The organism is Maritimimonas sp. 2210JD6-3, from assembly GCF_056591795.1.
Window position 1 is genome coordinate 1 of record NZ_JBWQOJ010000008.1, and the last position, 12213, is coordinate 12213.

Sequence of the window (12213 nt, forward strand, 5' to 3'; positions counted from 1 at the left end):
AATCTCTAAAAACTTCCAACAATACCAATTCTATTACCCCCAACATTTAATCTCCAAGAAATTTTATCTTTTTTTTTGATCTTATATTTATTATTATCTTTTAAATAATTATCAATACTATCAACTATAACTACACTTAAAACCATCCCTAAGGTAACGTCGGTTAACCAATGCGCACCCGCCCATAAGCGCGACGCAGGAGATATTAACCCAACAGCATAAATGGGAGCTTTTACCCACCAACTATCAAATTGTCTCGCAATAGCATGCGAAGTTGTAAAGGATAACATAGCATGACCAGACGGAAAAGAATGATAGGCACCCTCTTTATTAAAAGGCTTAAATGTACTTCTTCCATCGCCCGTTGTAGGTCTTGCTCTACCAAAGGCATTCTTTGATATGGTCTGTATGAGACCAGCTGCCGTAGCAGAAGTAATTAACAACACCCCAGTATGTCTTAATTTTTCATTTCTGGTTAAGAGTCCTACACCATAAATACCCGCAGTAAGCATATAATTATTCTGAGGTGCTCCGTAATACCATCCGAAATCTTTAACAACTTTAGGTATATCTTTTTCTTGCTTTATAAAAAAATCAGAACTCTCCTGATCAAAACTATATAAAATAATGGTACCCAATGCCACGCCACCGAAGGTTAAAAAGTCATCTTTTTTCCAATGAAAGGGTCGAGAATACGTATGTTTTAAACCTCTAAATGCGGTCTTACCATCATATTTTAGCAATTGCCAAATGCTTTCCTTTTGCACAGAATCTTGTAGTTGTTGAGACTCAGCATTACTTATAAAAAGAAAAATAAAGAGCGATGTAATAATTTTTATGATATTCTTCATGGAGAAAATTTAAGACTTATAAACGTTTAATTGTAATCCGTCGTATGCTAACGCAACATTTTCTGGTAATTCTCTAGAAACCTGCTCGTGAAAACCTAATTTATGACTGATATGTGTTAGATAAGCTTGCTTAGGTTTAATTTCTTCTATAAATCTCAAGGCCTCTTCTAAATTTAAATGTGTTGGATGTGCTTCTAATCGCAAAGCACTTAGTATGAGTATATCTAAATCTTTTAACTTCTCTTTTTCTCGATCAGTAATCGATTTAAAATCTGTTAAATACGCTATATTATCAATTCTATAACCAAACATTAATAACCTACCATGTGTATATTCTATAGGCAGAACTGTTTTATCTCCTAAATTAAAACCTTGATTATAAACAATTTGAACATCTGCGCTCGGAGCACCTGGGTATCGATTTACCTTCGTAAATATATAATAAAATCGTTGCTGCAAATTATCAACAATACGCTCGGGTATATACAATGGCATATCACCCATTTTATGTGTAAATGCCCGTATATCATCAAGACCCGCAGTATGATCAGCATGTTCATGTGTAAAAATAATACCATTAATTTCAGCAACACTCTCACGAAGCATTTGTTGTCGAAAATCGGGACCACAATCTATAATATATCTATAATCACTCCATTCTAGCATGATAGAACTACGCAAGCGTTTATCCTTACTATCTTCAGATAAACAAACAGGATGATTGGAGCCAATAATGGGTATTCCTTGTGAAGTACCAGTTCCTAGAAACGTAATTTTCATCCAAATAATTTTATCAAAAATAACGCTAATTTTTATAATAAAATTGCTCATAGTTGCTACCTTTGTGGCAAACAAAACACAACATAGCATGTCTGTTATTTTAAAGGGAGATAAAGAGATTGAAAATATTCCTTCATTAAAACGTAAAGCATTACGTATAAATCTTAATGATAACCTTTACGGAACTTTTGCTGAGATTGGTGCTGGTCAAGAAACAGTTCGTAATTTTTTTAGAGCTGGTGGTGCATCGGGCACTATAGCAAAAGCGATGTCTGCTTATGATAAAGATTTCTCTGATGCGATCTATGGTATTGAACCAGATAAGAGGTACGTTACAGAACCGCGTTTAAAACGTATGCTCGAGCATGAAATCGAGCTTATGGAAGATCGTTTGAGTCGAGACAAACATCCTGATAAGTTATTTTTCACCTATGCTAATACGGTTGCTACGATAGATTTTGCAAAGAAATTCAAAGGACACGGTTGGGTAGGTATTAAATTTCAACTAGATCCGTTAGAAGATTATAATGAAATAATCTTGCATGTTCGTTTTAAACAAACTGATGCCAGATTTCAACAAGAAACTTTAGGTATTTTAGGTGTAAACCTTATCTATGGTGCATTTTATATGAATGACAGACCCAAAGATTTATTAAAATCATTCTATGATCATATCGATAAAGACAAGATCGAAATTGATATGATTAATTTCTCAGGCCCTCGATTTATGTATGTAGATAATCGTTTAATGAGTTTGCAGCTTGTGAAAAATGGTATGACCAATGCAGTGATGTTTGGCCCCGATGGAAATAACTTATTACCTGCACAAGAATTATATAAAAAGAATATTCTTGCTTTACGCGGAAGTTTTAGACCAGTAACAAAAGTAAACATGGACATGTATGAGAAATCATACGAAATGTTTCTACAAGAGAAAACAGTTAAAAAAGATAAAGCACGTGTAATTTTCGAAATCACTTTAGCAAATTTAAGAGCTGAAGGTGAAATAAATGAACGTGATTTCTTAGATCGTGCAGAATTATTATGCTCGTTAGGTCAGACCGTAATGATTACCAATTTTCAAGAATACTACAAGTTAGTTGAGTATTTTTCTGAGTTTACTAAAGAACGCATGGCACTAGCCATGGGTGTTTATAATTTAGTACAAATCTTCGATGAAAAATACTACCGCCATTTAAGTGGTGGTATTTTAGAAGCTTTTGGTAAGTTATTCTTCAAAGATTTAAAAGTTTACTTATACCCGCTTAAAGATCAAGATAATGGTGAGTTTATCACTAGCGAAAATTTGAAAGTACACCCTCGTATGAAAGAATTGTATAAATTCTTTAAATATAATGGTAAAATGCTAGATATCAAGGATTTCGATCCTGAAATATTAGAAATCTTCTCTAGAACAGTATTGAAAATGATCTCAGAAGGTGAAGAAGGTTGGGAAGATATGCTTCCTGAAGGTGTAGCAGATATTATAAAAGACCATCGACTCTTTGGTTTCTCAAGAAGAAGAATAGTTGGTAAGCGATAATAAATAAGGAGTTCAAAATTTGAACTCCTTTTTATTATTTAAGTATTTGTGAACTATGTTCTTTCGTTTTTACTTTTAAAATAATATCTTCAATTTTGCCTTTTTCATCGATCACAAAAGTCGTTCGATGAATACCATCAAACTCCCTGCCCATAAATTTCTTCGGACCCCAAACTTCGTAAGCATTAATGACTTCTTTATCTACATCTGCCAATAACGGAAATGGTAAATCGTGCTTATTGATCCAGTTTTGTTGTTTTTTAGCAGTATCTGCGCTAACACCAAGTAATTCATAACCTTGCGCTTGAAATCGTTCATAATTATCGCGTAAATCACAAGCTTCTTTTGTACAACCTTCTGTATTTGCTTTTGGGTAAAAAAACAAAACTAGTTTTTTACCTCTATAATCATTTAATTTTCTAATTATTCCCGAATTATCTGCTACGGCAAAATCAGGGGCTTGCTCTCCTATTTGTAGTGTTGTCATTATTTGTATTTTTATGAGCTAAAGTTACACAAATGACCAAAAAAGAACGCATAGATTTTGTAATAAAAACGTTAACAAATTTATATCCAGATCCGCCAATCCCATTAGCACATAAAGATCCATATACATTACTTATTGCAGTATTAATGTCTGCACAAAGTACAGATGCAAGAGTAAATACGATCACTCCACTCCTATTCGCAAAAGCTGATAATCCTTATGATATGATTAAACTCTCTGTAGATGAAATTAGAGAAATTATCAAACCCGTAGGGTTATCGCCCATGAAATCGAAAGGTATTTATGGTTTATCTAAAATTCTCATAGAAAAATATGACGGTAAAGTACCTAAAGATATAGAAGCTCTAGAAAGTTTACCCGCTGTTGGGCATAAGACAGCATCTGTTGTAATGAGTCAAGCTTTTGGTGTACCATCTTTTCCTGTAGATACTCATATTCATCGTTTGATGTATCGTTGGAATTTAAGTAATGGAAAAAATGTAGTACAGACAGAAAAGGATGCAAAAAGATTGTTTCCGAAAGAAACTTGGAATAATTTGCACTTACAAATAATATATTACGGTAGAGAATATTCGCCCGCAAGAGGTTGGAATTTAGAAAATGATATCATAACAAAAACTATAGGAAGGAAAAGTGTAATTCAAGATTATTATAAAACTAAAAAAGGCTCTTAACATTGTTAAGAGCCTTTTCTAACTAATTCAAATGAAACATAATAGGTCTTTCTTTTTTGCTTCTATCTACTTTAAATGATTTAGAGTAGTTTAATAAAAATGAAACAGTTTCTTTTTTTGGTTTGAGTTGCTTATTTAGCAACTTCTCAGAGTAAAGTTTTTCCATAAAAATAATTATTATTTTAGGGGTTATATTACAATATAACGCGAAAAACTTTACTATATTGTTAATTCGTTAAAATTATTTTATTTTTTTCGATTACCTTTCTTAAGTTAATTAATGCATAGCGCATTCTTCCTAAAGCAGTATTAATACTAACACCAGTTTGTTCAGAGATTTCTTTAAAACTCATATCTCTATAGATACGCATCATTAATACTTCTTTTTGATCTTCTGGTAGCTCTTCTACTAAACTACGAACATCAGCATGAATTTGATCTTTCACCATACGCTTTTCAGCATTTAATGAATTATCACTTAATACAGAAAAAATATCAAACTCTTCAGTATTTTTAAACGAAGGCATTCTGTTGTCTTTTCTAAAGTGGTCAATTACTAAGTTATGCGAGATACGCATTACCCATGGTAAGAACTTACCCTCTTCGTTATAACTACCACGTTTTAAGGTGTTTATAACTTTAATAAAAGCATCTTGAAAGATATCTTCTGCAATATCTCTATCTAATACTTTCGAATAAATAAAACTGTAAATCTTTTGCTTGTGGCGATTGATAAGTACTTCTAACGATCTCTCGTTACCATTAATGTAATTGCTGACTAAAACGCTGTCGTCTAATTGATAATTTTGCATAATTCCCTTTTTTTATTTTCGGAGCTATGAGACTCCTAGTTAAATTTTGATAAAAAAGTAGAACTATACTATAAGCGTTAAAATTTTTAAAGTAAGGGGGAGACAAGCTCCTTTTTTATTTTTTGATCTTTTGAGATCGTGGCAAATATAATAACAAACTTTTGATATAAACAAGTTTTTTGTAAAAAAAATTTAAAATAAGTTAAGTTTTTTCTTAGAAATTAAGTGAGTATATTTGCGTTTCATCATATTTTATAAGGCTTACGTGAAGATAGATACATTAGACCCAAAAGAGTATATTATCATAAAAGGAGCAGCTTTACACAACTTAAAAAACGTAAATGTTGCTATACCAAGAAATAAATTGGTTGTTATTACGGGGCTATCGGGCTCTGGAAAATCAAGCTTGGCATTCGATACTTTATATGCTGAAGGGCAGCGTAGGTATGTAGAAAGCTTATCTTCTTATGCAAGACAATTTTTAGGAAAACTTAATAAACCTAAGGTAGAATATATTAAAGGTATTGCTCCTGCAGTGGCTATAGAACAAAAAGTGAATAGTACCAACCCGAGGTCAACCGTTGGTACTACCACCGAAATCTATGATTATCTTAAATTGCTATACGCTAGAATTGGTAAAACATATTCTCCAATATCAGGTAATATCGTAAAGAAGCATACGGTTTCAGATGTTATTGACCATATAAAACAATGTGCCATTGATAGTAAACTGCTACTACTCGCTCCTATTATATTAGATAATGGAAGAAAACTCAATAAAGTTTTAGAATTATTAGAACAACAAGGGTATTCTAGACTAAAAGTTAATGATGATGTTATACGAATTAATGAATATATACCTAAAAAGAAAGATACATTGTATCTTGTAGTAGATAGAATTGTAGTAAAAAATGATGAGGATTTTTTAAATAGAATTGCAGATTCTATTCAAACTGCTTTTTTTGAAGGTAAAGGCGAGTGTATTATTGAAAATCTCGCAGATAACTCACAAAGACATTATAATAATCGATTTGAGTTAGATGGTATGCAGTTCTTAGAACCAAACACGCATCTATTTAGTTTTAATAATCCTTATGGGGCGTGTTCTAAATGTGAAGGTTATGGTAATGTAATTGGTATTGATCATGATCTTGTAATACCAAACACCTCCTTATCTATATTTGAAAATGCCATTGCTCCTTGGAAAACAGATTCTTTTTCAGAATATAAAAATGCATTAATTGATAATGCATATAAATTCGATTTTCCGATACATAAACCTTATTTTGAGCTGTCTGATGAACAAAAAGAACTCTTATGGACAGGTAATGAATATTTTCATGGTTTACATGTTTTTTTCAAACATTTAGAAGAAAAAACCTACAAAATTCAATATCGTGTAATGTTATCGCGTTATCGCGGAAAAACAAAATGTACCATTTGTAATGGCAAACGATTGCGAGAAGAAGCTGATTATGTAAAAGTAGGCGATAAAACAATCACAGAGCTTATAACTTTACCTATAGATGAAGTGATTTCACATTTTGCCGCTTTGAAAATTTCAGAAAATGATCAGAAAATCGCAAAACGATTGTTAAAAGAAATTACTAGCAGACTACAATTCTTATCGGATGTTGGACTGAGTTATTTAAACTTAAATAGAGCTTCAAATACGTTGTCTGGCGGCGAAAGTCAGCGAATTAATCTAGCTACTTCTTTAGGAAGTAGTCTTGTAGGATCTATGTATATTCTTGATGAACCAAGTATCGGACTCCATTCTAGAGACACTGAAAGATTGATAACAGTATTAAAAGGATTACGTGATTTAGGTAACACAGTGGTAGTGGTCGAACATGATGAAGATATTATGAAAGCGGCTGATCATATCATCGACATTGGTCCCGAAGCTGGAACATTTGGCGGTGAACTTGTTGCAGAAGGAAATTTTCAAAAAATACTTGCGCAGGATACGCTTACGGCCAAGTATCTTAACAATAAATTACGTATTGAAATTCCTAAAAAGCGAAAAATACTAAAGAAATTTATTACCGTAAAAGGAGCTCGCGAACATAATTTAAAGAATATAGATGTAAAATTCCCACTAAATACATTAACCGTTGTTACTGGAGTTTCAGGTAGTGGCAAAAGTACTTTGATACGAAATATTCTATATCCAGCACTCCAGAAAAAACTGTTTAATTACGGTGATAGACCAGGAGAATTTTCTGGTATAGAAGGCGATTTTAACGCTATAAGCAATATTGAATTTGTAGATCAGAATCCTATTGGTAGGTCAAGCAGATCTAATCCTGTTACCTATATAAAAGCATATGATGATATCAGGGCATTGCTAACCAAGCAAAAGTTGGCAAAGTTAAGAGGATATAAAGCGAAACACTTTTCTTTTAATGTAGATGGTGGTCGTTGTGAAACCTGCAAGGGTGATGGTAATGTAACTATAAGTATGCAGTTTATGGCTGACGTACATTTGATATGTGAAACTTGTAATGGCAGCCGTTTTAAAAAAGAAATTTTAGAAGTCAAATTTGAGCAAAAAACTATTCATGATATTCTAAATCTTACTATAGATGACGCTATTGCTTTTTTTCAAGAGCATAATCAAAAAAAGATTGTTAATAAATTAAAACCGCTTCAAGATGTTGGCTTAGGCTATGTACAATTAGGGCAATCTTCCTCTACTTTATCAGGAGGTGAAGCACAACGCATTAAATTGGCTTCTTTTTTAGTGAAAGGTACCAGTAAAGATAAAACACTATTTATTTTTGATGAACCAACCACGGGATTGCATTTTCATGATATTAAAAAACTATTAGCTTCTTTTGATGCGCTTTTAGAAATTGGGCACTCAATTATTGTAATTGAGCATAATATTGATTTAATAAAGTGCGCTGATTACATCATTGATTTAGGTAAAGAAGGTGGTAAAAATGGTGGTGCTTTACTCTTTGAAGGTACTCCTGAAGAAATGATACAATCTAAAAATTCTTATACAGCTAAGTATTTAAAAGAAAAAATGATTTAAAAAAAGCGGAAAAAACATTTTCCGCTTTTTTACATTTATTATTAAAACTTATAGACCAGACCTAAGCCAAAATTACTGAGGTTCAAATTAACCCTAAAATTATCAATAGACTGTGAATTTGGTCCATCATTGTTAATTGAAGTGTATGAAAATAGACCTAAATTTGCTTCTAATGCAAAAGCTTCAGAGATAAAATAGGTTAAACCTGGCCCAAAAGAGGTATTAAACCCATCAGCTTTTAAATCGTTGGCGCTAGTAGTTCGTTCTGTTTTATTGGATAAATAGCTTAATCCAAGCTCTGTGAAAAATGAAAACCTTTCTTCTGGCGAAAAGTAATACCTACCAAATGCACCTATATTGTATGAAGTAACTTTTGTCTCGTTAATAGGTAAACCATCAGATCCTATAAAATCATCATTTTTCCCTGTGATATATCGAGCTAACGGTCCTATAGCTATATTATCTGACACGAAAAAACCAAGTTGTGGTGATATTGAAAATGAGCTAGATTTAATAGGACCTTGCGAAGAAGAATTGAAACCCAAGCTTCCTGAGATAAATATATCTCCTTGAGAATATCCATAAACCTTATCATCTTCTTGCAATGTGTTTTGAGCAGAGATATACAAAAATGTGAATCCAATTAATAAAAACGTTAGAAGTATTTTTTTCATTTAATATAATTTAAAAATTAAGAACAGCAAATAAACCATTTTTTATTATAAACACATAAAAAAACCGAAGCTGTACTTCGGTTTTTGTCTATATAAAATTAAGATATGTCTATTTTTCTTTTTTAGGCTCTTTTCCTTGCTTTGCTGCCTCAAGATTATCTTTTGCCAACTTGAATTCAGGTTCTAACGAAAGAGCTTGTTGAAAACTTGCCTTTGCACCTGCCATATCGTCCATATTATATTGAATTAATCCTTTTAGATTAGCAATTGCAGACTTGAGTGAAACTTGTTGATTCGTTTGTTTATTAATAGGTGTCGTAATTTTAATCTTACCTTCATCTTTTAAAGATTGTGCCTTATTAATAGCATTCAACGCTTCTTTATCTTTTTTTAGAGCATAATAAATATTAGCGAGTTTATAAGCATGATAATTATTATTAGATTTAGCAACTAATCTTGCATACGATTGTGCTGCTTTGTCTAACGCTCCTAAATTTTCTAAAGAAACAGCCTGCATTTCTATGATGTCTTGTTTATTACCATCTTTACTCAATATATCTGTACAAACCATAAAGCAAGAAGAATACTTTCTTCCACCAAAATACAAATACGCTAAACTATCTTTATATGTACTATTCGTACCTTCTTTAGCTATAATTCTATAAAGGCTATTGGTTGCTATTGCATCATCTCCATAAGCTAATGCTTGGCGCATAATCTGTTTTTCTAAAGTAGTGTCGCTTGCCTCTTGCGCTATAATGGTTGTAACAGTTAACAATAAGGTAACTGCGAAAATATAATTCTTCATAAAATCTAATTATTAAAAATGCACGCAAATTTATTTAAATTATTGAAACTAAAAACTTAAAGTTTTTATAAATAAAAAATCGCCCTATTAAATAGAGCGATTATAAAGTAACTTAAAGTTTACTAGTCATTGTCATCTTCCTTCTTATCTTTTTTAGATTCTTTATTCCAAACCTTAATTTTATCTTCTTCTGTAACCCCAGATAAAACTTCAACATGAATCCCATCAGAAACTCCTAATTCAACATCTTTTCTTTCAAACTCACCATCACCTTTATCAACCTCAACGTAAGGCTTTTTAGTTTCTTTGTCATACTGTAATAAAGCTTCTCTTATAGAGAATACGCTATCTCTTTTTTCAATTACAATAGAAGCATTTCCACTATAATTTGCTCTTACATTTCTATCTTTATTTTTCTCTAAATCAGCTTCAATCTTGAATTGAATTGCACCATTCTCTTCTTTTCCTTTTGGAGCAATAAAATTTAACTTTGCAAAGAAATTTTCACCTTCAATTGCACCAACAGTGATGTCTAAATCCATCCCAATCTTAAGTTTATCTACTTCAGCCTCATCTACTTGACCTTCAAAAATCATTTTATTCATATCGGCTATAGATGCAATGGTAGTACCAGCATTAAAGTTATTACTTTGTATAACCTGGTCTCCCTCTTCCACAGGAATTTCTAATATTGTTCCAGAAACAGTAGCTCTGACATTTGTGTTTGCACCTCCACCTCCAGCAGAACCGCTTCTAATAATTTGATAATCATTTTGAGCGTTTTGTAAATCTTGTTTAGCTTGATTATAGGTTAATTCCACTGCTTCAAATTCTGTTCTAGATATAACTCCTTTATCAAATAGTGCTTTGTTTCGATCATAAGCTATTTTAGCATTATTTAATTGAATCTGTATACTGTTTACTCTACCTCTAGCACTGGCTAAAGATTGCTCATTAGGAACCACCCTTACTTTGGCAATCAAATCGCCTTTTTTAACTTGAGCACCTTCTTCTAAGTAAAGTTTACTTATAATACCAGAAATTTGAGGCTTTATTTCAACCTCCTCTTTAGGAAGAATTTTACCAGTAGCAACTACTTTATTAATAATGTTATTTTTCGTTAATTGCTCCGTTTTGTAAGTTTTCTTAGGTTTTTTATTGGCATTATAGGTTTTACCAATGGCAATTAAAACCGCTATTAATAATACAGCTAAACCTCCTAATAATATTTTTTTTTTCATTTTTTATTCTTTAATTTATTCTTCTCTTAGTGCTTCAATTGGTCTCATTTTTACAGCTTTTCTTGCTGGTATTAATCCCACTAATAAGCTTAAAAGTAACATTAATACAAATGATACTATTACTTGTGTAAAACTTACCGATGGATTGATGAACGGAAAATCTGCTCCATCACCGTATTTTGAATTTAAATAACTAAGGCCAGCAACAGACAAAACAAATCCCAATAGGCCAGAAAATATTGTTAATACTGTAGCTTCCATTATAATTTGTCTCTTAATCATTTTTGGCGTTGCACCTATAGCTCGCCGAATGCCAATTTCTTTTGTGCGCTCTTTAACAGTAATAAGTAGTATATTACTTATCGCAATTACTCCTGCAAGCAAAGTAAATATTCCAATAAAGAAAGAAAAACCTTGTAAGACCATTGTAAAAGCATTTATTCCAGTAAAAATTTGAGATAAATCAAACGAACCAATAGCTCTAGCATCTTCCGGATGAATACTATATTTTTGTTTTAGGAGTTTTTTTATCTTACTTAAAGCAACAGCAGCGCTATATTGCTTTTTAACAGTAATAGCAAACCAACCTACTCTATTACCACTATTAAATGCCTTTTGGTATGTAGTAAAAGGAATATGCACTGTATTTTGACCATCAAAATTTACATTCTTATTTTTGCTATACATTCCTACCACTTGAAAATAAACTCCATTAATTTCTATATAACTACTAATAGGATCTTCTCCTTTTTTATATAATAACTTATAAACATCATCTCCAATTACACATACTTTTCGGCTTTTATCAATATCATCTTGATTTAAAAACCTTCCCTCAACTAAATTCTTTTTGGCGAAATCATCAATTGATGGATAATCTCCATATACTGTTGAGCCACTAGTCTGCCCATTTCTATTTACAGAAACACTTCCTCTAAAATCTCCCAGCTGAATTCGTGGTGATATGGATTCTATTTCATTTACTCCTTCTTTTAACAATGTAACATCATCAAATGTATAACTTATACGTCTTCCCCTTTCAAAACCTTTATATGGCTTACCTGTACTCTGTCCCCAGACAAACAAACTATTCGTAGCTGTTCCAGTAAATAATTTGTCAAATCCATTTTTCATACCATTTGTTGTTCCTAACAACATAATTAAAATAATAACGGCAAATAAAACTCCAAGGGTCGTTAAAATTGTTCTTGTAATATTCTTAGTTAGTGTACTAAAAACTTCTGCCCATAAATCTCTATCGAATAATTTCATTTTACTT

12 protein-coding genes are annotated in these 12213 nt (G+C 31.8%); 3 read left to right on the plus strand and 9 right to left on the minus strand.

All coding sequences use genetic code 11. The features are described from left to right. Nucleotides 1–5: 5 nt before the first annotated feature. Both AC1EUY_RS05455 and AC1EUY_RS05460 read right to left on the minus strand, forming a co-directional pair. Nucleotides 6–851: a phosphatase PAP2 family protein gene (locus tag AC1EUY_RS05455; RefSeq protein ID WP_480194497.1), complete on the minus strand. Its 846-nt coding sequence runs from the start codon at nucleotides 849–851 to the stop codon at nucleotides 6–8. 9 nt (nucleotides 852–860) lie between these two features. After that, on the minus strand, nucleotides 861–1631 hold the full coding sequence (locus tag AC1EUY_RS05460; RefSeq protein ID WP_480194584.1) for an MBL fold metallo-hydrolase: 771 nt from the start codon (nucleotides 1629–1631) through the stop codon (nucleotides 861–863). Between the two features lie 88 nt (nucleotides 1632–1719). Between AC1EUY_RS05460 and AC1EUY_RS05465 the strand changes: the two genes are divergently transcribed. Then, nucleotides 1720–3174, plus strand: a complete 1455-nt coding sequence (locus tag AC1EUY_RS05465) for a TonB-dependent receptor (protein ID WP_480194498.1) — start codon at nucleotides 1720–1722, stop codon at nucleotides 3172–3174. Nucleotides 3175–3208: 34 nt separating this feature from the next. On the opposite strand, the gene bcp is transcribed toward AC1EUY_RS05465, so the two are convergent. Beyond that, complete coding sequence (gene bcp, locus AC1EUY_RS05470) at nucleotides 3209–3661, minus strand: thioredoxin-dependent thiol peroxidase (protein WP_480194499.1); 453 nt, start codon at nucleotides 3659–3661, stop codon at nucleotides 3209–3211. 32 nt (nucleotides 3662–3693) lie between these two features. Between bcp and AC1EUY_RS05475 the strand changes: the two genes are divergently transcribed. Next, complete coding sequence (locus AC1EUY_RS05475; protein WP_480194500.1) at nucleotides 3694–4356, plus strand: endonuclease III domain-containing protein; 663 nt, start codon at nucleotides 3694–3696, stop codon at nucleotides 4354–4356. A 22-nt stretch (nucleotides 4357–4378) separates the two neighbouring features. Here the strand turns inward: AC1EUY_RS05475 and AC1EUY_RS05480 are convergent, their stop codons facing one another. After that, the gene (locus AC1EUY_RS05480) at nucleotides 4379–4522 is read right to left on the minus strand and encodes a hypothetical protein (RefSeq protein ID WP_480194501.1); all 144 of its coding nucleotides are present in this window, start codon (nucleotides 4520–4522) and stop codon (nucleotides 4379–4381) included. Nucleotides 4523–4583: 61 nt separating this feature from the next. Further along, on the minus strand, nucleotides 4584–5168 hold the full coding sequence (locus tag AC1EUY_RS05485) for an RNA polymerase sigma factor (RefSeq protein ID WP_480194502.1): 585 nt from the start codon (nucleotides 5166–5168) through the stop codon (nucleotides 4584–4586). A gap of 265 nt (nucleotides 5169–5433) precedes the next feature. Here AC1EUY_RS05485 and uvrA point away from each other — a divergent pair, with 265 nt between their 5' ends. Next, nucleotides 5434–8211, plus strand: a complete 2778-nt coding sequence (uvrA, locus tag AC1EUY_RS05490; protein ID WP_480194503.1) for an excinuclease ABC subunit UvrA — start codon at nucleotides 5434–5436, stop codon at nucleotides 8209–8211. Between the two features lie 41 nt (nucleotides 8212–8252). On the opposite strand, the gene AC1EUY_RS05495 is transcribed toward uvrA, so the two are convergent. From AC1EUY_RS05495 to AC1EUY_RS05510, 4 genes are all read right to left on the minus strand, one after another. Further along, on the minus strand, nucleotides 8253–8885 hold the full coding sequence (locus tag AC1EUY_RS05495) for an outer membrane beta-barrel protein (protein ID WP_480194504.1): 633 nt from the start codon (nucleotides 8883–8885) through the stop codon (nucleotides 8253–8255). Nucleotides 8886–8994: 109 nt separating this feature from the next. After that, the gene (locus AC1EUY_RS05500; RefSeq protein WP_480194505.1) at nucleotides 8995–9693 is read right to left on the minus strand and encodes a tetratricopeptide repeat protein; all 699 of its coding nucleotides are present in this window, start codon (nucleotides 9691–9693) and stop codon (nucleotides 8995–8997) included. A 122-nt stretch (nucleotides 9694–9815) separates the two neighbouring features. Continuing rightward, nucleotides 9816–10934 carry an efflux RND transporter periplasmic adaptor subunit gene (locus tag AC1EUY_RS05505; protein WP_480194506.1) on the minus strand — a complete coding sequence of 373 codons (1119 nt, stop codon included), beginning with the start codon at nucleotides 10932–10934 and terminating at the stop codon, nucleotides 9816–9818. Nucleotides 10935–10949: 15 nt separating this feature from the next. Further along, nucleotides 10950–12206 (minus strand): ABC transporter permease, encoded by a 1257-nt coding sequence (locus tag AC1EUY_RS05510; protein ID WP_480194507.1) that lies wholly within the window; start codon nucleotides 12204–12206, stop codon nucleotides 10950–10952. Nucleotides 12207–12213: the final 7 nt, after the last annotated feature.